Source organism: uncultured Campylobacter sp. (genome assembly GCF_938030145.1).
GTDB lineage: Bacteria > Campylobacterota > Campylobacteria > Campylobacterales > Campylobacteraceae > Campylobacter_B.
In genome coordinates this window covers 65550-88432 of the sequence record NZ_CALHGM010000030.1, presented here as the reverse complement: position 1 = coordinate 88432, position 22883 = coordinate 65550, and the positions used below count along the sequence as shown (strand labels likewise).

The window sequence follows — 22883 nt, the reverse complement described above, 5'->3', positions numbered from 1 at the left end:
AAAATTTAATCCTAAGCATGCTTATTCTTAAAGAAATAATATAACTTTATTTATTAATTCTAGTTTAAAAAATAGATTTCTTTGTTCATATTAAATTTTTTGTATAAAATTTTCCTACAAAAAATCTATTTTTATAAATTATTTTATTATATTTAAGTGAATATTAAAGATATAATTAAAATTTGATAAATTATTTTACTCGCTAATATTTTTTATCCTTAAGATAAAATTTAAAACAACTTAAACAAATATTGTGTAATATTTCAACAGAATTTTAACCTAAGGCGAAATATGGAAAATATATTTTTAGAATCTTACGACGTATTTAAGGTATCGAAAAATGCGAGCAAGCTAAAAATTTACAACGACTTTCTAAGAGACAACAAAAGATACTCCGTAACGCGCTGTTATTATGTCATAGTCGTGGATAATACCTTTTTGACCTACTCGCATTTGATGATTTATGAGGAGTTGCTTTATCTTCTGTATTCGCAGAACAAGCTAAAAAACGGCGATTTTTCGCTGACACTCAAAAAATCGGAGCTGGCGAAAAAATTTAAGACCGATATCACAAAAAGCGCTACCGAGACGATAAAGCGCTTCTATGAGATGCAGCAGGTCAAAATCACTATTTTTGTAAAAGACAAAGTCGAAAAACAGATGAATATCATAGAACGCATCGACGCGCCGCAGAGCGAAAAATACGGAGACATCCCCGACGAGATCAATATCTCGCTAAATTCCGAGTTTGTGCGGCTCTACCGCTGCGCGTATCTGGATAAGATCGAGTATTTAAATAGCTTCGATATCGAGCAGGGCAGCTTCATCCGCTACTTTATGCAGCACGAGCTGGACGGCGGCGTAAAAAGCTCTGCGATCATCGATAAAATGGGCCTTACGACCTATCTACCCTTCACTTATAAAAAGCACTTCGAACAAGAGATCGCGAGAGTGAGCTTTTACTATAAAAACGAGAAATTTTGCATAAAAGACGGCTTCGTCGTCATCGAAAACCACGAAAACAAGGTGATAGATAATCAAAACGCGTCGATTGAGCTTTTCGGCGCGATATACGAGCAGATAACGCAAAACTGCACCAAATCCGTTACGCTAAATGAGCAAAATTTAGCGAAGTATTACGCGCGCTTCGGCAGGTTTGAGACGAGCCAGACGGTGTTTAAAATTTTAAGCAATATGGAGCTCATGCTAAATCAATCGATGCAGAAAGAAAACGCGAAGATCGCCTGCTTTTCGCACTTTTTCGAAAGTATCGTCTGCAAAAACGGCAATGAATTTGAAATTTTGATCGAGCTAAATCAAAAGGGCTTTGAGTATATCGTCTCGCGCAGCGCGAATTTGGACTTTTGGAATGTCGAAGCTGCAGACTATGGGCTCACGCCGTATCCCGTAAATAGCTGTGCGACAAACGGCAAGCTGGGGTAAATTTAAGGCGGCAAATTTTAAAATTTCTCCGCAAAGACGTACGAGCTCGCTCACCGCATCAAGAATAATGCGCGGGCAAAATTTTAAAAATTTACTCCTGCGTCCTTAGCTCGGCGATGAGCCCGTCAAGCTCTCCGCTATTTTGCGCGCTCAAAAGCCGCTCGTTTATGAGCCGCATTTGCGCCGAAAACTCGCTACCAAGCATATCCGCGACGAAATTTTCGCTCTCGCTCTCATCCGTCACCGGATACATATCGCGCCAGATATCGGTTATCCACCAGCCGCACTTCGAGACGCAGGTAAAGTCCTTCAAAACGCCCGTCTTTAGCTTCATCATCACTTCGTCGGTTTGCTTGATCTCGCTTGCGACGAAGTCTTTGTGGATGCCGTCTAGGCAGGTGAAAATACGGTGTCCTAGGCTTTGGACGCTGTTTTCGGAGCAGATCCTAAACTGAAAGATGCTATCTTTAAAATTTAAATCAGACAAGCAAATTGGATGCTTTTGAGTAAAATTTGGAAACGAATCAAAGCTCCTATCGTCGATGCTAAGCGCCCAGCTCGAGTTTGGATTTTTGCGGGCAAACTCGTCAAAACTAAGCCTGATAAATTCTTTATGGCTTAGCTCCTCGGCGCTGAAAAAGTCGTAGTTAGAACAGTTTACAGCTTTAAAATCTTTAAATTTCATGATCCCTCCTGTAAAATTTTAGCCAAAAGTATCGAGTGCGTAATTTTACCATTTGCTTTTAAGAATTTATAAATATTTATTTTCGAATCTAAACAAATACAAAGCCAAACTATAGGAATTTTTTTGTAAACTAATAAATATATTCGAAAGGCGGCGCGCTTTTCGGTATCGTAAAAGACGCTTGGGCGCGAAATAATGTTTTGGTGTCAAGAGAGAGACTTGAACTCTCGACCTCCGGCTTATGAGACCAGCGCTCTAACCAGCTGAGCTACCTTGACATGTAAAAAGAAATGGCAAGTATAGCTAAATATTCTTATTTTTAATTGAAACACTTTAAAAGGAGCGAAAATGAATGCGGCTTTGATTTTATTAGTCGTCATAGTTTTGTTAGTTTTGGCGTTAGTGGGAGTTTATAACTCATTCATCGCTAAGCGCAACCAGGTGCGAAATATCGCTTCCACCGTCGATACGCAGCTTAAAAAGCGCTACGACCTCATCCCAAATTTAGTTAGCGCCACGCGCGAATATATGAGCCACGAAAACGCCGTACTAACGCGCGTTAGCGAACTTCGCTCGCAAGCGATCAACGCGGCTTCTAACGCGGATAAATTTAAGCTAAATAGCGAAATCTCGGCTCTTTTGGGGCAGATCCGCATTGCGGTAGAGGCATATCCGAACCTCAAGGCTAACGAATCGTTTGCCAAGCTACAAAACGCGTTAGGCGAGTGCGAGGAGCAGATCAGTGCTGCACGCCGCGCTTATAACGGCGCCGTTACAGTTTATAATAACGCCTGCGAGATGTTTCCTACTAACATCATCGCCAGCGTTTTCAACTTCGCTAAAGCGGAATTTTTCGCCGCTAGCGAGCAAGAAAAGCAAGCCCCGAACGTCTCTGGGCTTTTCAAAAAATAGGCGCGAGACGTAGAAAATTTGCGATGAAATTTTAAAATTTCATCGCAAATGGCTCCAAATGCCGTGAGTCTAAATTTATAGTGAATAAAACGGATCACGCGCAAAGAGCGCGTTCTTAAAAGAGACTTGCCATACCCTGCGTACTCGTCATCTTGTTTGAGATATCTTGCGGCATGCGGTACTGAGAATTTTAACAATAAAATTTTACGAAATTAATTTGATTTGTATTTTCTTGCTGCGCAGGAGCTCGTTTTAACAAACGGTGCAACGCCAAATTTTAAAAGTCTAAATCTCACAGTGTAAATTTTAGCTAGCTCGCTACCGGCGTTACTTACGCAAACGGCGGCAAAAGTAACGCCACGTTAGTCATGCGTTATTTTGCAAATTTGCGCTTCGGTTGCGGTTGCGAGGTCCTTTGGCGCGAGAGCAATCTGTTTTCCCCACACGCCTGCACTAACGTAAATTTTCTCCTGCGTTAGCGCTCGCTCGTCGATGAAGGTGCGGAAGTGTTTTTTCATCCCAAGCGGCGAGCAGCCGCCCCTGACATAGCCCGTTACCTTTTGCAAATCCTTCAAATCCATCAGCTCGCAACGTTTCGCGCCGCAGATGTGCGCGAGCGCCTTGAGATCTAGATTTAGATCGCCTTGCAGGCAGGCTACGACGTATTCGTGATCCGCCGTGCAAACTATCGTTTTATAGACCCGCTCGATCGGCTCACTCACGCTGTTTGCTACATGCACCGCGTCTAAATTTAAAGGGTCTACCGCATATTCTTTGATCTCGTAAGGGATTTTCAGACCGTCCAGTACACGCGCGGCGTTCGTCTTTGAGCTCATTTTCGCCTCTTTTCTTAAATTTAATAGCGGATTTTGTTCTCTTTTAGAAAATCGCGCAGATCTTCGTATTCGCTCTGATCGAAATAACGCCATTTGCCGGGCTTTAGCGTCCCAAGCGTCATTCTGCCGAATGCCGTGCGCTTAAGCTCCACGACGTCTAGATCGAAGTAGCCGAAAAATCTACGCAGTTCGCGATTTTGACCTTCGTTGATAATCGCCTTGATCTTCGTATAGCCGCCGCTGCTAGGCATTATGCGGTAGCCCAAAAAGGGCTTAAATTCCATCGATTTGATCTTGCTTTTAGCGTGCGCGCCTTTGCTCGCATCTGCGGCGAAAAAGCCCTCGCGGATCGCCGTTACCACCTCATCCCCCACCTCGCCTTTTACCTTTAGATAGTACTCTCGCTCGATGTCGCTGTTCATCAGCGCCGTAGCGATTGCGGGCGCATCGGTCAGCAGTAAAAGCCCTTCGCTTGCAAAATCCAAACGCCCCACGCTAACAAATCTGCTAAATCCCTCCGGCAAGCTATCATAAATCGTCCGCCTGCCGCGATCGTCTTTTTTAGTAACTAACTCGCCTTTGCGTTTGTTATAAACGATCATCGTAAATTCCGTCTTAGGCTTGATGAGGCGCGAGCCGATGCGGATCTTCTCCTCGCCGCTAACTTCGATGAAATCGCTAACGACGCGGCCATTAATGCTAACCTTGCCTTGCTTGATCAGCTCGTCCGCCTCGCGACGCGAGTAGCCGGTGTTATGAGAGATAAATTTATTCAGACGCATCTTTTGCATTATTTTAGCCCCAGACTCGTTAGATCGTGAATGTGCAAGATCCCCGCGGGCACGCCGTTTTCGACCACGGGCAGGACTTGAATTTTAAATTGCTCGATCAAATTTAGCGCGTCTATGGCTAACATATTTTTATCGTCCAGCATTTTAGGATTTCTGGTGGCATATTTTAGCGCGCCGTCATTGATGTCAAAATCCTCTCGCATCAGTGCGCGGCGCAGATCGCCGTCGCTTAAGATCGCCTCAAGCGCGCCCTTTTCGTTCACTAACAAGACGGTGCCGAGCTTTCCGTGAGTCATAACGTCGATAGCTTGTTTTAGGCTGGCGTTACGGCTTGCGACCGGTAAATTTTTGCTTTGCATCACGTCTTTTACTTTGACGAAAAGCCGTTTACCGAGGCTGCCGCCTGGGTGAAAATTTGCAAAATCCTCTTTGCCGAATCTACGCTGCCTCATCAAACAGATCGCTAACGCGTCGCCTAACGCAAGTGTTAGCGTCGTGGAAACCGTCGGTGCGGCGCCTAGCGGGCAGGCCTCTTTGACGATATTTAGGCTTATGAACTCGTCGCTAACCTTGCCGAGCGAGCTGTTTTTATCACGCGCCATCGCGATGATCTTCACGCCGAAGCGTTTGAGATGAGGTAGAATTCTAACCAGTTCCTCACTCTCGCCGCTAAAGCTGATCGCAAGCACCATGTCGTCCTTACCGATCATGCCCAGATCGCCGTGCAGCGCCTCGGTAGGGTGGACGAAAAACGACGGCGTGCCGGTGCTGGCAAGCGTCGCAGCGATCTTAACGCCTATGTGGCCGCTCTTACCCACGCCGGTGACGATTACCTTGCCTTTGCAAGCTAGGATCAAGTTTACGGCTCGCTCAATTTCGCCGCCGATAAGATCCGCATGCCGCAAAAGCTCCGCTCCTTCGAGCCTTAGCACCTCTCGTGCCGTATCTAGAATTTCACTCATCAAACCTTCTTTTTAAAATTTACTTTCATTTTACGCCTCTTTGCGCCGCGCCTAAATTTGCGCTAGCCGAAATTTCGCACCTTTGAAATTTGCGTCATAAAATTCTAATCTACAAAATAGCGCGCCGTCCTGCCCGCTCGCCGCGGGCTTGCTAGATGCTCTTTAAATTTTGCTTTACGCCGAAATTTTGCGCTTGAAATTTTACTCGCTGCTTTAAAATTTCGCGCTGCAAGACCTGCTAATGCCGCCTTGAAATTCCAACGCTGCAAAACCCACTCACATCGCAAAATTTCACGCCCGAAAGCTCGCAGGCGCCATAAAATTTCATTCATCCGCCGCAAATCAAAGCCGCCTCGCTCGCTAAATTTAGCCGCGCTTACATCAAATAGATCACCGGCACGATGGTCGGATATTTTTTGATCTTTCTAAAGATATGCTTGCGCACGGCCTGGCGGATCTTGCCCTCCAGTGCCCAGTGATCGAGCAAAAACTCATCTTTTAAATTTGCCAAAAACTGCTCGATGATGCCCTGCATCTCTTTGGTAAAGTGCGCCGTTTGGTTCTCGGCGACGAGCCCGTAGGTGATGACGCGCGTCTGGATGAGCCTCTTTTCGTTTTTGTCGATCTGCGCGATGATGACCGCGACGCCCGAATCGGCTAAATTTTGGCGGTGTTTGACGATCTCGTCGGAGATCTGCTTGTTGATCTGGTTGTCGATGAAGACCTTGCCCGTCTTGACGGTCTTGACGCGCTTTAGGTATTTTTCGCAAACCTCCATCTGATCGCCGTCGTTCATCAGATAGATATTTTTCTCCTCGATGCCGCACTCCATCGCAGTCTCTTTGTGCTTTACGATATGGTTGTACTCACCGTGCACCGGTAGGAAAAATTTTGGCTTTATCAGGCGCAGCATGAGCTTTTGCTCCTCGATAGAGGCGTGCCCGCTTACGTGTATCTCGCTAAAGTCCTGATACGCGACCTTTGCGCCGCTTTTTAGCAGGTAATTAAGCACGGTCGAGACGCTGCTTTCGTTGCCGGGGATCGCCTTGGCGCTGATGATTACCTGATCGGTGGATTTGATCTTAATGTATTTGTGCTCGTCCGTCGCCATGCGGTACAGCGCGCTCATCGTCTCTCCCTGCGAGCCCGTGGTTACGATCAAAACCTCATTATCGGGGTATTTTGAGACCTGATCGGCATCGACGAAGATTTTTTTGTCTAAATTTACATAGCCGAGCTCCATCGCGGTAAATAAATTTCGCTCCATGCTTCGTCCGATGACGCAGACCTTGCGGCCGTATTTTACGCCGCGCTCTATAGCCTGATAGACGCGGTGGATGTTTGAGCTGAAGGTGCTCATTATCACGCGCCCCTTACAGCTCGAAAATATTGTATCAAAGGTCCTGCCCACCGAGCTTTCGGACTTCGTAATCCCCTCTTTGTGTGAGTTTGTGCTATCGCTCATCAAAAGCATAACGCCGCGATCGCCGTAATACGCTAGGCGGTTCAGATCGGTCGGATAGCCATCGATCGGCGTGTGATCGATCTTAAAATCGCCCGTGTGGATGATCGTGCCCGCCTTCGTCGTGATCGCAAGCGCGCTCGCATCGATAATCGAGTGCGTTATGTGGATAAACTCGACCTCAAAATCACCGATCTGATAAAGCTGGCGCTTCTGCACGGGGCGGAAGTAGCTACGCTCGGCTTTTAGGCCATGCTCTTCAAATTTATTGCTTATCATCCCTAAAGGAAGCGGTGTAGCGTAGATCGGAAATTGAAATTCTTTGAAAAAATATGGCATCGCGCCGATATGATCCTCATGCGCGTGGGTGATAATGATGCCTTTGATCTTGTTTTTTATCTTGCGAACATAATCGAAGTCGGGGATTAAAATGTCCACGCCAAGCATACTCTCCTCCGGAAAGCTCATGCCCACATCGACGATGATCGCACTCGTATTGGTCTCAAAAACGGTCATATTCGCGCCGATCTCGCCCAGTCCGCCAAGCGGCGTGATACGCACCGTCTCATCGCTGCGATTAGCGTCTTTAAGCGGGTGCAGGCGCTCCTCGTGGATCAGCTTGTTTTGCGCGATCGCATCGTCCATCGCCTTTTGCCACGGCTCGTTGCCAGTAAGACTTTTTGGCATATTTGAGCGCTTTTTATGCTTTTTCTTTTTCTGAGCGTCTGCGGAGCTTGCATCGTCTGTGGCGCTAGGATTTGCGCCTTTTGCGCTGCTGCTATTTGATTTTGCACGACCGTCGCGGTTTAAATTTGAACCGCCCGCGCCGTTTTCGTTGTTTTTTAGGTATGCGCCGCCGAAATGCGCACCATTCGCGCCGTTTGAATGCACGGCGTTTGAACTGCCGTTTGACGAACCACCCGCAGAATTTGATCCCTTATGAGAGCCGTTTTTTGAACCCTTTGAACGAACGAAATTTTGCCCGTTTTTCGCGCCTTTATTTTTGCGAGAGCCGTTTTCGTGCTCGCCGCCGAATTCCACATCGCCCGCAGAGCCTTCGCTTGCGATAGATTTTTTTAGATTTTCCTTGCGTTTTTTATAGCGATTGCTTTTTTTGAGTCGTTCGACGCCGTTTTCATTTCTGTTTTCTTCCATCTTTTACCTTTAAATTTTTAAAAATTTCTAAAAAAAGGGTGGAATTTAACTCGTGCGCCCGAGCCGTGGGCGGAATTTTCAAATTTAAAAAGATCTCTTCGGCTAAGCCTCTATCAAATTTTGCGCTTAAATTTTTAATAAGCGTCTTTCGCGGCGCGCTGAAAGATACGCGCAAAAAGCTTTTAAATTTCTCGTATTCATCGAGATTTTCGAAGCGGGCGCAACTTTTTACGCCGAGGCCGTCTGCGTTTATCTCGGTGCCGGGCTTAAAATTTTTGCCTTTTACGAGCCTGATCACCGATGAGGTCACCTTCGGCGCAGGCTCGAAACAGTCGGGCTCAACGTCGAATAGAAGTTCACAGCCGCCCGCAAGATCGGCCAGGATCGAAAGAGCGCTAAAATCGCTCTGTCCTGCTCTAGCGCAGAATTTTAAAGCGACCTCCTTTTGGATCATCACCAAAAATCCGCCGCATAGCTCATCGTCGATCGCCTGCAAAATCATCTTCGTAGCGACGTAGTAGGGCAAATTTGCGACCAAAAAATATTCGCCGCAGCCAAGACCCTGCTGCTGCCAAATCCGCAAAGCATCGCCCAAAACGAGCTCAAGCTCGCCGCTAGCGATCTGCTGCGCAAATTTAGCGCTTAAAATTTGATATAAATCTTCATCTATCTCGAAACTTTTTAATCTGCAAAATTCCAAAAGCTTGCGAGTTAAATCACCTAAGCCAGCCCCGATCTCAACGACATTCTGTACACTCTCGGGGATCGCTTGGATGATCTTGCTTAAAACGGCTTCGTCTTTCAAAAAATTTTGTCCGAACTCTTTTTTCGCCCTAATCATGGCGAGAGTTTAGCCAAATTTTACTTATAAAGTCATTATATTAAGTAAAATTTGGCTAAAATCATAAAATTTAACCCAAAGAAAGGTCGCCGTGAACAAGTTTGCAAAGCGGATCATCCCGTGCCTCGACGTCAAAGACGGACGCGTCGTAAAGGGCGTAAATTTCGTAGGTCTCGTGGATGCGGGCGATCCGGTGCAAGTCGCCAAACGCTACAACGAGGAGGGCGCGGACGAGCTGTGCTTCCTCGACATCACGGCGTCGCATCTGGGGCGCGATACGATCGTGGACGTCGTGGAACGGGTCGCGCGCGAGCTTTTTATCCCGCTGACCGTGGGCGGCGGCATACGCACGATCGATGATATCTCGCGCCTGCTAAACGTCGGCTGCGACAAAATAAGCCTCAACTCCGCCGCGATAAAAAATCCGAATTTGATAGATGAAGCGGCGAATAAATTCGGCTCGCAGTGCGTCGTGGTCGCGATCGACGCGAAACGAAATTCTAGTGAAATTTCGCGCGGCGATTTACGCGACGCAACGCAGAATTTGAGCAGAATTTCAAGCGATTCGCAGGATGAAATTTTGACTGGGAACGGCGAGCTTTGCGGCTACAGCGTTTTTATAAACGGCGGTAGGCTGGATACCGGCAGGGATGCGCTTGCTTGGGCGAAAGAGGCACAGGAGCGCGGTGCGGGAGAAATTTTACTCACGTCGATGGACTGTGACGGCGTCAAAAACGGCTTTGAGCTAAATTTGACGCGGATTTTCAGCGCGCTTGACATCCCCGTCATCGCAAGCGGCGGAGCAGGCAAGATGGAGCACTTTAAAGACGCGTTTTTGGCGGGTGCGGACGCATGCCTGGCGGCATCGATTTTTCACTTCAGAGAAATCGAAATCAAGGCACTAAAAGCGTATTTGCGAGAACAAAACATTGAAGTGAGACTGTAAATTTAGTCAGGTTTATACCGTGGGGTTGAAACTTAGCCGCCAAAGCGACTAAACAATTAATTTTATTTCAGCCCTTCGTTATCTTGCAAGTTTTTTGACAAGTATTATTTTGCTTAGATAAAATTTATTCGTTTTAGCTAAATCATAAGCTTTTTTAAATACTTTTCCATCTTCTACCCGCCACCTGCGCTACTACGATTACGGAAGGTAAGAGTACAGTTCTCATAGATATTTGCTTAAATTGATTTTAATTTTATCAGATAATTTACCACGATAAAATTTCAAAATTTAGCTTTAAATTTATCGTCATTTTGCTATGATTAGTGAAAAATAATGAAAGCGTGAATGCGTAAATGATAATCTCTGCCGGACGAAATGAAATTTTTGATTTTGCCCTGCCTATGGGTGTAGGGCTAGTGGATATGAGTATAAATTTGACTAAATTTTTATGCGAAAATAGGCAAAGCTTGCCGAGTGAAATCATTTTCGTGGGTTCTGCAGGGCTATATAAAGAAGGTAAAATTCTAAAAATTTATGAAAGCAGATCGGCTGCAAACTGTGAGATATCGGTGCTTTATGAACTTTCATACTCTCCAATTAACTATAAAATTCTAGCTAGGGATTCTGCCGATGTTTCATATGAAACAATAACTAATAGCTCAAATTTTATCACGACCGATAAAGAATCCGCGCTAAAATTCTTTGAGCGAGGTTATTTTTTAGAAAATATGGAATTTTTTGCGGTTCTTAAGGTAGCTCAAAAATTTCAAATCCCTGCTTACGGAATTTTTTGTGCAACGAATTTTTGCGATTCAAACGCTCACGCAGATTTTTTAAAAAATCACGCCGCTGCAAAAGAAAATTTAACTAAATATCTAAAAACTAAGGCATTAATTTGAAAAATATCTTTGATTTTACAATGAAAGAGCTTGAAAATTTCGTCGAACCAAAATTTAGAGCCAAGCAAATTTACGAATGGATTTACAAAAAGAATGTGGACGACTTCGCACAAATGCTAAATCTACCAAAAGAGATCCGTCAAAGTTTAGCTCAAAATTTTTATTTAGACCCGCTTAAATGCATCAGATCCGAAACAAGTAGCGATGGCAGTATCAAATACCTTTTCGCTCTCAAAGACGGCAAGACGATAGAAAGTGTCCTGCTACCGATGAAGGATGAGCTGCGAGATAAAAACGAAAAAATTATAAGACATGCGCGCTACTCAATCTGCGTAAGTTCGCAAGTGGGTTGCAAAATCGGCTGTAGCTTCTGCTTGACAGCAAAAAGTGGTTTCGTACGGAATTTAACTCCAGGCGAAATCGTGGCTCAAATTTGGCTCATCAAAAAAATGAACGCGATCCCGTACGAGCGCCGCGTCAATGTCGTATATATGGGGATGGGCGAACCGCTTAATAACCTAGACAACGTTGCCAAAGCCGTGCAAATTTTAAAAGAAAACGACGGACTCGCAATAGCGCCGCGTCGCCAAACGATAAGTACAAGCGGACTTTCTACGCAGATAAAAAAGCTTGGCGAAATGGATCTTGGCGTGCTACTCGCGATCTCACTGCATGCAGTGGATGACGAACTGCGTGAAAAACTAATGCCGATAAATCGTGCCTACAATATTGCATCGATCATGCAGGCGGTGCGCGAGTTCCCAATCGATCTGCGAAAGCGCGTGATGTTTGAATACCTAATGATCGATGGGGTAAATGACCGCTCAAGCGATGCCAAAACGCTAGTGAAGCTTCTGCACGGCATCCGTGCAAAAGTAAATCTGATCTATTTTAATCCGCACGAAGGCTCGAGCTTTGGCAGACCAAGCCCCGAAAATATGGTGAAATTTCAAGACTATCTATGCGCGCACGGCATTACTTGCACGATCCGCCAGAGCAAGGGGCTAGATATCAGTGCGGCGTGCGGACAGCTCAAACAAAGAAATGAGAAAAATAAAATTCCGGCTCAAAGTAGTATCAGTGCCGATAAAATTTCGAACAAGTAGAGGAAAAATTCGGCGATTATTTTCAGATCATAAGGCAGATCGGCAAAAAATTTATAAAGGAGTAGCAATGGACGCGCAAAAAATAATGGATGAGATCGGCATCTTCTTAGACAGATCGCTGCTTAAAAAATCAAAGATTACAAAGGCGGAAATTATCCGCTTTATCGAGGCAAAATGGGCGGAGGCGGACGATGAGAAATACCGCGTCTACGACTCATACATCTACGCGGCGCGCATGGTGAATGAGAACAAATGGGCGGGCGACACCCAAAATATGCTGCGCTGGCTAGGCGAGATGGATAAGCACGCCAGAAGCAATGAAAATCCGCCCTACGTGAGCGATTATTACAAGGGCGAATGCTGCTTGGAGTGCGGCGTGGAGCAGGAGGCGCTTAAATTTTTGTGCAAAAGTTACGAAGCGAATGAGGAGTATCTTTTCATCCGCAGCCCAAAGGTCGCGGAGTTTTTTAATGCACGTCTTGCGGAGCCTAAAATTTTTCCTAAATTTGAAGATGAGGAATACGAGGACTTTAGTTTCCCGCTGCGACTGGAGTATTTCGGCAAAACTTTAGAGCAAGAGGGCGAGTTTCGCTGCGCGTTTTTAGATGAAAACGGCGAGAAGACGGATGAGCCTAGCCAGGCACAATCGGACGCGTAGAATTTCTAAAGCAAAATCAGGAAGAATTTTTAACAGACATCTTAGCTGAAATTTTAAAAAACTACCCAAAATGGCAGGAGATCTACGACTATCCGAGTGAGACGAAAAGCGATTTCATGCCAGGCATCAGCACGCCACACAGGAACTTAGCGAACTATTGGAGCTGTAAAATATCTATATCCTAGACGACGCAAAATCGGCTTTCAGTTTAGCTACTCGTGGAATATGGAGCACGATTTGGACATTATGACGCGCAAAGGCAAGGTCATAAATATCGGCGAAGCGGAAGTAGCGTTTATGGCTATTTGAATTTAGTTTAAAATTGTTTATTTGAAACTTCGCGTAAGTTGCGAAATTATGACGATTATAGAGCATAAATATGCATTTAGCTACATGCTTTATGGCAATCGGATCCGCGTTTATATAAATTTAGCCGCGTGCGATAGCAGCCAAAAATTATTTTCCTAAATTCTAATTTTATTAGAAGAGATTTTAAAGCAGAATTTTTCAAAGTTCTAAAAGGCCACTCAATAAAATCAAGAATTTAAACCAAAATAAAAGACTTATCAGAATGATAGGTTAACGCGCTGCATGAAAGAAATTTGTCCTAGCGCTATAGATTACGGCAAAGCAAGTAATTGCTGAAATTTTAAAATTTTATGGTATATCGTAAGGCGTAAAAAACTAATAAAATTTAAAAACAAAACGTGCTTACAATAAATGTACGTCTAGGCGCGCCTTATCATCGTAGTAGAATTTATCATCCCACCTTGCGCTTTAGCGAATATAATTAGATTTGACTTATTTGATTTATGACGCAGCTATATTCAACCTTTTAGTAAATCTCATTAAAAGCTACGCGAAAATTCCAAGAAATTTTATATACGCCAAACTTCTAAATACGCACACAAAATAAATTCTTATCTTAAAAATTTATCTGATCCGCCAAAGCACCCAGATTTTATTGAGTTGTCTAAATTTTATCGATTTTCGCGAGATTATAAAACTCTCTTGCGGCATCGAATTTGCTTTTTATCTCGTATCGTTCGCCGCCTAGTTCAAAGCAAATTGCATCCGCGTGCAGCAACAATCTCGGCGCTCCCGTCGTTCTGATCCGCTCTATCTCATCCATCTTTTTATCCAATATCCGCTCCGCTTGCTCGCGCGAAAGCCCGTACAGCGGCTCTCCCAGTATCGGCATGCCCGCGGCAAATAGATGCAGCCTGATCTGATGCTGCCTACCCGTCAGCGGATAGCACTCGATCAGGCTAGCGTCCATGTCCGAGAAATATCGCAGCGGGCGTATCAGCGTGATCGCCTCCTTACCGTCGCGCGATATTTTCATACGAATTTTAAGATCGGCAAACTCGTCGCTAGGAGCGATCGGAGCATCAATCACAAACCCCTCAAAATCCTTTAAAAATTTCAGTTTCTCGCTAAATTTTGCGTATTTTGCAGGCTCAAATTTTTTCAAATTTACACAGCCCTTAGAAGTAGCTGGCAAAGATTTAGCCACAGATAAGGCGCAAGGTTTATGTCCGTTATCCGCGCTACTCATCGCGATAGCGGGTTTAAGCTTATCGCTCACGTCGTAGGATAAAGCATCAAATTCAGATCCGCTGCCAACATCGCCAGTAGGAGTGCCAGATTCAAATTTAGCCTGCGCGCCGCCAGATAGAGTGCTGCGCCATAATCCCCTACTCGCACTATTAGACAAGATATTAAATCCAAATTTATTGCCTACTCCTTTTAGAGCTAGTGTATCGCGCAGATCCGACACGTTATCTGGTAAACTCACAGCATCGTCCGCAAATTTTGATCCGCAAATTTCATAGGAACCTAGCGCATAGCAATTCTCTATCTCGCCATTGCAAGCAGCACTTTGCAAATCCCCTCGCAAGCCCTCTCTCAAATCCCCTTGCACGAGCGCTAGATAGCTTTTCATCACCCTACGCTGTTCGAAACACTCTTTAAGCTCGCGCGCCGCGTCTTTATCCTTAGCGACGATAAGAATTCCGCTGGTTTCTAAATCAAGCCTGTGCGCCACGCATGCATCCTGCCCGTATAGCGACCAGATCTCGTCATACATATTATAAGGCGAGTTACGCCCGCTCGGATGGCTTAAAATTCCACTCGGCTTGTCAAATGCCGCAAACGCATCGCACTCAAAGATCGGCTTCAGTCCGCGCGGCTCGCATTTGTAATCGATCAAAAAAATTTCTCCGTGCGCGACGGAGCTTTTATGTAAATTTCGATCCTCTGCATCGGTTACGCGGTGCTTGTCACAGATGCGCTGCGCGGATTTCATATCGTATCCGAGGCTAAGCAGAATTTCGTAAATTTTGCGCCCCTCAAAGCTTCCCAAGCTTCTTTTCTCATAACCCATATTAAACTTTCAGCCCCATTTTTATATAATTTTTGCCATCATTATACAAGAAATTCTAACCGAAAGGCTACTAAAATGGTCGAAAGATACGCGAGAAAAGAGATGTCTGAAAAATGGAGCTTGCAAGCCAAATACGACGCGTGGCTAAAAGTCGAGCTCGCGGCGGTTAAGGCGTGGAATAAGCTAGGTCTAATAAGTGACTGCGATAAAGATAAAATTCTACAAAACGCAAGCTTTAGGATCGAGCGGATAGATGAGATCGAAAAGACCACCAAGCACGACGTGATTGCATTTCTAACGAGCGTGAGTGAGAGCCTTGGGCAGGAGAGCCGCTTCGTGCATTACGGCATGACTAGCAGCGATTGCATCGATACCGCCGTCGCGCTACAAATCAAAGAAAGCATGGAGCTTATCATTGAGGATGTGCAAAATTTAAAAGCCGCGATAAAATCTCAAGCCATGAAGCATAAAATGACACTGATGGTCGGGCGCAGCCACGGTATCCACGGCGAGCCGATCACTTTCGGACTCGTGCTTGCGGTCTGGTATGATGAGATAAATCGCGCGCTAGAGCTTTTGCAACACGCAAAAAGCGTTATCAGCTACGGCAAAATAAGCGGTGCGATGGGGAATTTCGCCCACGCTCCACTAGAGCTGGAAGAGCTAGTGTGTGAATATTTGGGGTTAAAGCCCGCCCCCGCGTCCAATCAAGTCATCCAGCGCGATCGCTACGCGCAGGTAATGAGCGCACTTGCGATCCTGGCTTCCAGCTGCGAAAAGATCGCTATCGCAATCCGCCACTATCAACGCACCGAGGTTTATGAGGCAGAGGAATTTTTTAGCCCAGGTCAAAAGGGCAGCTCTGCGATGCCGCACAAACGAAATCCTGTGCTTAGCGAAAACGTAACGGGGCTATGCCGTATGATCCGTAGCTTCGCAATACCCGCGATGGAGGACGTAGCGCTATGGCACGAACGCGACATCAGCCATAGCTCAGTCGAGCGATTTATCCTCCCCGACGGCTTTATAACCGCCGATTTTATGCTAAATCGCTTGACAAGCTTGATCGAAAAACTGCTCGTATATCCTGAAAATATGATGAGAAATCTAAATTTAACCGGTGGGCTCGTGTTTTCGCAGCGCGTGCTGCTAGAGCTGCCTAAACGAGGAGTTAGCAGAGAGGATGCTTATAAGATCGTACAGCGTAATGCGATGAAGGTCTGGGCGGATCTGCAAGAGGGCAAAAAAGCTATAGATGAGCAAGGGCATAGCCTGTTTTTGCAAAATCTGCTAGCAGATACAAAGCTACGAGAAAAGCTAAGCGAAAGCGAAATCAAAGAGTGCTTTGACTACGGATATTACACCAAAAACGTAGATGGAATTTTCAAGAGAGTTTTTGGGTAATGATTAAGTCCAGATATTACAAATTTTTAAATTTATTAAACAAATATAGTTTTAAGCGAGCTTGCTTGACATCATCATCGGAAGCATCAGATACATTTAAATTAGCCAATGAAAAACTAAAAGAATTTTTTGGCGACGATAAAGTTAGCAAGTATGCCTTAATTGGAGTTAATGGCGCTGAGCAAACTCATATTGTAAAAGAAATATGTCAAATAGATACTATAAACAATAAAAATTTACGAGATATTTTAGAAAAACATAATATAAAATTTCAAAATTGTGAATTTGGATTTTTAAATATAAATGATTTTAAAAATATAGAATTTCATAATTGTAAAATTGAAATGTTTAACTCTAATATATCTGATACAAATATAAAAGAAAAATTAGTTTTTACAAAGTGCGAATTCTATTCAAAATCATATAATATAGATTTTGCTCCAACAAATTTTAAAAATATTGTTTTTCAAGACTGTATTTTTAAGTCTAATATAAATATAAGAAGTGTTAAATTTCAAAATATAACTTTTAACGATTGTACTATTTATGGTGATTTTATAGCTAACGATTGCATTTTTGAAAATGTAAATTTTAAAAATAACAAATTTTACGGCTTTGCTAATTTTAAAAACACTATTTTTGAAGATAATGCCTACTTTAATAATTCCGAGTTTAAGAAATTTGCAGATTTTCATGAATGTGAATTTAAAAAATTAGCTTCCTTTTATGGGATAAGATTTTATAAAACGCCAAATTTTAGCAGTGTATCTTTCATGAAAAGACCAATTTTAATTAATATGAAATTTGATTCGCATAGTTTTAGTAGTATAAAACGAGATTGTGATGATGAGATAAAAAGAAGACTTGAAAACAATAAAGAAGCCACCGAAACAGAAATTTATCAAAAAGTCTATTCTGACTTTAGAAACTCGTTTTCTATACTGAAACATACATTAAATGAAAATGGGAATTTAATAGATGCGAGCAACCATCACAAAGCAGAGCTTTATTGTAAAGAAATGGGGCTTGATTATGAAATTAAAAACGATGAAAAAACAAGAGTAAATTTTAACAAAAGTATAAGCTTATTTGAAAAAAGAAATATAAATTATTTATATTCTAAAGTACTTTTAATCGTGTTTGTAATTATTATAACCACCTCTTTATTATTTTTAAAATTATGTAAAAAATTCGAATTTTTAGAAAGTTTTGTGTATTCATTAGTCGGTAGCATTGTATTATATGGAATATATATAGTAATCGCAGGACTTATATATAGTATATTTAATATAAAATACTTTATTAATCTTATAAAGATCACATTATTTAAAATGAAATTACCGGATATAACCAAATGGATTGAAGTGTTGCAATTGTATCTATACCGAGAAACTAGTGATCATCATACAAATTTAAATAAAATTTTTCACTTTACTTTGCTAATGATTGTAAGCTATGGGTTCTGTTTATTGTGTATTAATACAACTAGTAAAATTATATATAGGAATAGTTTAAACGAAATAATGTATTTTTATTTGAATTTAATAATGCTTGCCTTACTTATATTTATACCAATACTTAATAGTAAAAAGATAAGCGACGCAAGCACTTTAGCAATTACATTTTTATTTGCTATTTTTATATTAACTATTTTTATCTTACAAAATATATCATACATAACTTTTAGTGTTTTGCTATATATACTTATTTTATCTTTTACATATTTTATTTTTACTAGAAGTAGCAACTTAGCAGTTATCCTAATGAAAATTATTGCGTATGCCGGATTTATTATAGTATTATTAAATAGTCCAGAGCTTATAAATCCAACATTAAGCATATTTAATAGAGAGAATATAGAAAATAAAATTTTGTCAGAAGAGCTTGCTAAAATAGATTATAAAGATTTAGCAAATTTAACAAGACTATCGTTTGGAGATTATAATATTGACGAAAACGTAACATTTTTAGAAAGTAATATAGTAAATCAAAAAGAGCTTATTATAGCCAACAAAGCAACGTTAGAGAATGTTTTGGGCCTTTTATTTCGAAAGGATGAAAAAGAGGAATTGAATAAAATTCTAAAAAATCTTTCTAACAAAGACGATTTAAATACAACACTCAAAGAACCTAAAAATAGAGGCATTGCGCTAGATTTGATATTTGTAGCAAATAAAGTATATAAGCGCGACCTCTATGATATGGAAATAAGTGATAAATTTAGGCTAAAATTTGGTTTTGCTGATGAAAAAGAGATCCAAAAAGAGATAGATTTGGTAATTGATGCTCTTACAAAGATTAAAGGCGCATTACAAAAACTAGCCCCTATCGTAGAAAAGCAAAAAATTTATCTTGATATTTATAAAGCTATAAGACTAGATGAAATCAACTCACAAACATATAAATCGATATATATTTTATACGTTATTATTATGATTTTATGTTTATATTCTCTAACTAAAACAGCGCGCAAAAACTCGATTATATCATAAGAACAAGAGTTGCGTTTTTGATATTGATGGCTAAAACTATATATTTTACATAAATTTGGTACGAAAATATTCTAAGTAGTTTAAAACCAATCTTAAAAAATTTTAAAAGAGAGGAAAATGAAAGTAAAAAAACGAAACGGACGCACGGAAGAGCTTGACGTAAGCAAGATCAAAAAAATACACGAGCGAGGCGGTCGCAGAGCTAGCAAACGTAAGCCTAAGCGAGCTTGAGGTGGATGCAAAAATTTAATTTTGCGATATGATCGGCGCGGAAGAGATCCAACAAACCCTCATCAAAACGGCCCTCAAAAAGATTGGCATCTACAGGCATAAAAACGCTGCGGGCAGTACCATTATAGCTGCTTGTAAAATTAGCGCAGATTTGGATCTAAGTTAGCTTTGTGACTCAATCTAACTAAGAATTATTTGTAATTTAAAAGCGGATGGAGCGGGAGTTCGTTCGCCCCATCCTGCGCTAGCACGTTAGAATTTTTAAAATTTAAAGTTATACCCCAGATAAATTCCATGGTTAGTCTCATATACCTTGTCTACATCCTCTCCGAGCTTACTGGCCTTGTACCTCGTGTAGTCCGCCTTGTAGCCAAACTCGATCTCGTTATGCTCATCAAAGCTATATAGCCCGCCTAGTCTTGCACCGATGACCCAGCCTGGTACTGTCTTTGATATAGAGTCACTATCGCCGCTGAAGTCATTATACGAATCTTTGTATTTCAAAAACGAAACCCCCGTATATGCGCCTGCTACTAGCCTAAAGCTATTCGTAATCTCAGGCGTAAAATCTCCGCCTACTAGCAAGCTATGCTTATTCCAAGAGTGTTTAAAATCTCCATCCTCATCACTACCATTTTTTGTAACCTTAAAGTCATACATATACTCGCCATATGCTCTAGCTATACCAAAATCATAGCCGCCTTTAAAGCCGAGCGCAGCCTGCCCCTTATTATCTTTATTCGTGCCAGAATCTTCCTCGTCAGACCATTTAGTAGTGATGCTGGATTTAAAAGAATAATCTCCCTCGATGCCTAAAAGTAAACCCTCGCTAGAGCCTACGCTAACGCAAGCCGCAGCGGTAAACGCCGCGATTAAAATTTTGTTTTTCACATTTTCTCCTTACAATTTATAATTTCGGGCTTTCCACCGCCGCCGCTCTTACCGTTTTATAACTTACGATCTTTGAGCCTCCTCCACCGGATCCGCTTACAAATCCGTTTAAAATTTGTTGATTATAATAGCCCCCTCTCCCACTTAAATTTCGATAAATTTTTAAGGTAAGACGCAGAATTTTATCTCACTCGCCTTGGATAAAATTTTATCTCGATTGCCAGCACGGAATTCGACGAAATTCTACACCGCCTCCCTTGGGCAGTTAGCAAATTTAATGTCGGGTGTCATTAAAAAATAATCTGTGATGAAATTTAAAGCGCTTACTTAGTTGTTCGTTTTTATGTATAATTTAAAATTTACACACGAGATAAGTGCCGTGTTACCGATAGTAACTGCACTTTTAAAAATTTAATACGATTTGATTTGGAATTTATAAAATTCCCGCCTCATTTTTGTATCATAAGCCAAATCCAAAAAAGGAGTATCTATGGAAGAACACAAAGTGGAGTTACGCAACTCCCGCTTACAAGGACCACTGGACTCAGACGTAGACGAGCTGGGTTTAGACAGGCTCACCGACACCGTGCCGTTTCCTAAGCGTGGTGTCATCATTATAGCGATTGCCGCTGCTGTGGGCTTTGCGCTATATGCCGCGCTACCATTTGAGCCCAATGTCAAAAAAGGCCTTGCGTTACTTGCTTTTATCGCGATTATGTGGCTTACAGAGGCCGTGCATATCACGGTAACCGCACTTATGGTGCCGGTGCTTGCGGTAGCTATCGGACTTGGCAAATTCGCTAAAGATGGCACTTTCACGGCTGCCACCATCAAAAGCACACTTGCAAATTTTGCAAACCCTACGATCTTTACCTTTTTCGGCGGTTTTGCTCTGGCAACGGCTCTGCATATGCAAAAGCTCGATAAAAAGATCGCGATGTGGCTAATCGCCCGCGCAGGCGGTCGCTTGGGTGTAGCTGCGATTTTAATCTGCCTTGCTACGGCGATCCTTTCGATGTGGGTTTCAAATACCGCAACTGCTGCTATGATGCTTCCGATCGCGCTTGGAATTTGCGCCAACATGGACGAGAGCAAAGATCGCGGCACGCTTGTGTTTTTGCTTTTAGGCATCGCGTATTCTGCAAGCATCGGAGGTCTGGGCACGCTCGTGGGATCTCCGCCAAATTTAATCGTGGCTCAAGCCTTGCACTACAGCTTCGCGGACTGGATGAAGGTAGGTTTGCCGCTAATGTGCGTGATGCTACCGATAATGCTTGTGGTGCTTTATATAATTTTCAAGCCGAATTTAAGCCATAAAATAGAGATGGATCTGGAGCATATCCCTTGGACGCGCGAGCGCATTATTACTATCGTCGTATTTGCTCTAACAGCGCTTGGCTGGATATTTTCAAAGCAAATTTCAGCCCTTGTGGGCTTTAAAGTGGACGATGCTTACGTCGCTATCTGCTCGGCAGTCGTAATCGTCATACTAGGACTTGCCAAGTGGCACGACATCGCCGAAAATACCGAGTGGGGCGTATTGCTACTTTTCGGCGGCGGACTTACTCTAAGTGCTGTTTTGGGCGATTCGGGAGCCTCTAAGGTACTGGGCGATCTAGTCGCGCACACTTTCGGCGGAGCACCTACCTACGTAATACTGCTTGTAACAGCGATCTTTATCATCTGCCTAACGGAATTTACCAGCAATACCGCCTCTGCTGCGCTTTTAGTGCCTGTGTTTGCGGGAGTAGCGGCTCAGATGGGGCTACCGAAAGAAACTCTTACGATTATCATCGGCGTAGGCGCGAGCTGCGCTTTCGTAATGCCGGTAGCGACGCCGCCGAATGCTTTGGTTTTCGGCACGGGACGTATCCGTCAGATAGAGATGGTGCGAAGCGGCGGAATTTTAGCAGTGGTTTCTGCGATTTTAGTTTCGGGTTACGCGTATATTTTTTACTCGTAAAATTCCGTCAAAATTCTATAGTCCGGGTATCTACTCGGACTAAATATATTTATGAGATATATTTTTAAACTCCTAAATTTTCGGAATCTTTATAAAAAAATTCTAATTTAATACTATTTTAATCAGTTATCTGTATAATACGCATATCTTACGGAAAGAAGAATTTATGGATTTTGATTTTATAGCCAAATTTAGCCCGATGTTCGTAAAGGCGGGTATTTTAACGCTGAAGCTCGCATTTTACGGGATTCTACTATCCATCATCATCGGCTTTATCTGCACGCTAATAAAATATAAAAGGGTACCTCTGCTAAGTCCGCTTGTAAACGCATATATCGAGCTATCTCGCAACACTCCGCTTTTAATTCAGCTATTTTTTCTATACTACGGCCTGCCGAAGCTAGGCATTCAAATTTCAGGCTTTACCTGCGCGATTGTAGGTCTTGCGTTTTTGGGCGGAAGCTATATGAGCGAGAGCTTTAGGCTCGGTTTTGAGGCAATAAAAAAATCCCAGATCGAAAGCGCGATGAGCCTGGGCCTTAGCGAGGCGCAAATAGTATTTTACGTCGTGCTGCCGCGCGCTTTTGCGATCGCCCTACCCTCCATCAGCGCAAATATAATCTTTCTGCTTAAAGAAACCTCGATCGTTAGCATCGTCGCACTCGCCGATCTCGTTTATGCCGCAAAGGACATTATCGGGCTGTATTACAAGACGAATGAGGCGCTGTTTATGCTAAGCGTTTCGTATCTGATCATAATCCTGCCGCTTTCGCTCGCGCTTACGCTGCTTGAAAAGCGCCTTGCGTATATGAGGGGCTAG

Annotated in this window: 19 protein-coding genes, 1 tRNA gene and 1 pseudogene; 11 read left to right on the top strand and 10 right to left on the bottom strand. The window is 42.9% G+C overall.

The window, feature by feature from the left end; genetic code table 11:
* Window positions 1-291 precede the first annotated feature (291 nt).
* The gene (locus tag Q0323_RS05860; protein ID WP_298052456.1) at window positions 292-1443 is read left to right on the top strand and encodes a hypothetical protein; all 1152 of its coding nucleotides are present in this window, start codon (window positions 292-294) and stop codon (window positions 1441-1443) included.
* A gap of 91 nt (window positions 1444-1534) precedes the next feature.
* Here Q0323_RS05860 and Q0323_RS05855 read toward each other — a convergent pair whose 3' ends face one another.
* Complete coding sequence (locus Q0323_RS05855; RefSeq protein ID WP_298052454.1) at window positions 1535-2128, bottom strand: effector protein; 594 nt, start codon at window positions 2126-2128, stop codon at window positions 1535-1537.
* 201 nt (window positions 2129-2329) lie between these two features.
* Window positions 2330-2406 (bottom strand) — tRNA-Met (locus Q0323_RS05850).
* 70 nt (window positions 2407-2476) lie between these two features.
* Between Q0323_RS05850 and Q0323_RS05845 the strand changes: the two genes are divergently transcribed.
* A complete protein-coding gene (locus tag Q0323_RS05845) occupies window positions 2477-3040 on the top strand; it encodes a LemA family protein (RefSeq protein WP_298052452.1) in 564 nt (187 codons plus the stop codon).
* A 362-nt stretch (window positions 3041-3402) separates the two neighbouring features.
* Here the strand turns inward: Q0323_RS05845 and ybaK are convergent, their stop codons facing one another.
* From ybaK to rsmA, 6 genes are all read right to left on the bottom strand, one after another.
* Window positions 3403-3876 (bottom strand): Cys-tRNA(Pro) deacylase, encoded by a 474-nt coding sequence (gene ybaK, locus Q0323_RS05840; RefSeq protein WP_298052450.1) that lies wholly within the window; start codon window positions 3874-3876, stop codon window positions 3403-3405.
* A 20-nt stretch (window positions 3877-3896) separates the two neighbouring features.
* Window positions 3897-4658: a pseudouridine synthase gene (locus Q0323_RS05835; RefSeq protein WP_298052520.1), complete on the bottom strand. Its 762-nt coding sequence runs from the start codon at window positions 4656-4658 to the stop codon at window positions 3897-3899.
* An 8-nt stretch (window positions 4659-4666) separates the two neighbouring features.
* Complete coding sequence (locus tag Q0323_RS05830; protein WP_298052448.1) at window positions 4667-5629, bottom strand: KpsF/GutQ family sugar-phosphate isomerase; 963 nt, start codon at window positions 5627-5629, stop codon at window positions 4667-4669.
* 104 nt (window positions 5630-5733) lie between these two features.
* A complete protein-coding gene (locus tag Q0323_RS05825) occupies window positions 5734-5961 on the bottom strand; it encodes a hypothetical protein (protein ID WP_298052446.1) in 228 nt (75 codons plus the stop codon).
* Between the two features lie 44 nt (window positions 5962-6005).
* Entirely contained in the window at window positions 6006-8246 is a 2241-nt protein-coding gene (locus tag Q0323_RS05820) for a ribonuclease J (RefSeq protein ID WP_298052443.1), read from the bottom strand.
* Window positions 8227-9087, bottom strand: coding sequence for a 16S rRNA (adenine(1518)-N(6)/adenine(1519)-N(6))-dimethyltransferase RsmA (gene rsmA, locus Q0323_RS05815; protein WP_298052440.1), 861 nt, complete (start codon window positions 9085-9087; stop codon window positions 8227-8229). Before rsmA ends, Q0323_RS05820 begins: the two co-directional genes overlap by 20 nt.
* A gap of 91 nt (window positions 9088-9178) precedes the next feature.
* Here rsmA and hisF point away from each other — a divergent pair, with 91 nt between their 5' ends.
* The 4 genes from hisF (at window position 9179) to Q0323_RS05795 (ending at window position 12696) form a co-directional block, all read left to right on the top strand.
* Complete coding sequence (gene hisF, locus Q0323_RS05810) at window positions 9179-10033, top strand: imidazole glycerol phosphate synthase subunit HisF (RefSeq protein WP_298052438.1); 855 nt, start codon at window positions 9179-9181, stop codon at window positions 10031-10033.
* Between the two features lie 353 nt (window positions 10034-10386).
* Window positions 10387-10932, top strand: a complete 546-nt coding sequence (locus Q0323_RS05805) for a purine-nucleoside phosphorylase (protein WP_298052436.1) — start codon at window positions 10387-10389, stop codon at window positions 10930-10932.
* Entirely contained in the window at window positions 10929-12038 is a 1110-nt protein-coding gene (rlmN, locus tag Q0323_RS05800) for a 23S rRNA (adenine(2503)-C(2))-methyltransferase RlmN (protein WP_298052434.1), read from the top strand. Before Q0323_RS05805 ends, rlmN begins: the two co-directional genes overlap by 4 nt.
* Before the next feature lie 67 nt (window positions 12039-12105).
* The gene (locus Q0323_RS05795) at window positions 12106-12696 is read left to right on the top strand and encodes a hypothetical protein (protein ID WP_298052432.1); all 591 of its coding nucleotides are present in this window, start codon (window positions 12106-12108) and stop codon (window positions 12694-12696) included.
* A gap of 973 nt (window positions 12697-13669) precedes the next feature.
* Here the strand turns inward: Q0323_RS05795 and Q0323_RS05790 are convergent.
* Window positions 13670-15082 carry a pseudouridine synthase gene (locus Q0323_RS05790; RefSeq protein WP_298052430.1) on the bottom strand — a complete coding sequence of 471 codons (1413 nt, stop codon included), beginning with the start codon at window positions 15080-15082 and terminating at the stop codon, window positions 13670-13672.
* A gap of 75 nt (window positions 15083-15157) precedes the next feature.
* On the opposite strand from Q0323_RS05790, the gene purB reads away from it, so the two are divergent.
* From purB to Q0323_RS05775, 3 genes and pseudogenes are all read left to right on the top strand, one after another.
* Window positions 15158-16486: an adenylosuccinate lyase gene (purB, locus tag Q0323_RS05785; RefSeq protein WP_298052428.1), complete on the top strand. Its 1329-nt coding sequence runs from the start codon at window positions 15158-15160 to the stop codon at window positions 16484-16486.
* Window positions 16487-16551: 65 nt separating this feature from the next.
* A complete protein-coding gene (locus Q0323_RS05780) occupies window positions 16552-18978 on the top strand; it encodes a pentapeptide repeat-containing protein (RefSeq protein WP_298052425.1) in 2427 nt (808 codons plus the stop codon).
* 117 nt (window positions 18979-19095) lie between these two features.
* Window positions 19096-19300, top strand: a pseudogene (locus Q0323_RS05775) (ATP cone domain-containing protein); the annotation flags it as partial.
* 170 nt (window positions 19301-19470) lie between these two features.
* Here Q0323_RS05775 and Q0323_RS05770 read toward each other — a convergent pair.
* Window positions 19471-20100: a hypothetical protein gene (locus tag Q0323_RS05770; RefSeq protein ID WP_298052422.1), complete on the bottom strand. Its 630-nt coding sequence runs from the start codon at window positions 20098-20100 to the stop codon at window positions 19471-19473.
* Between the two features lie 616 nt (window positions 20101-20716).
* Here Q0323_RS05770 and Q0323_RS05765 point away from each other — a divergent pair.
* Both Q0323_RS05765 and Q0323_RS05760 read left to right on the top strand, forming a co-directional pair.
* The gene (locus Q0323_RS05765) at window positions 20717-22063 is read left to right on the top strand and encodes a DASS family sodium-coupled anion symporter (RefSeq protein WP_297943958.1); all 1347 of its coding nucleotides are present in this window, start codon (window positions 20717-20719) and stop codon (window positions 22061-22063) included.
* Window positions 22064-22229: 166 nt separating this feature from the next.
* On the top strand, window positions 22230-22883 hold the full coding sequence (locus Q0323_RS05760; protein ID WP_298052420.1) for an amino acid ABC transporter permease: 654 nt from the start codon (window positions 22230-22232) through the stop codon (window positions 22881-22883).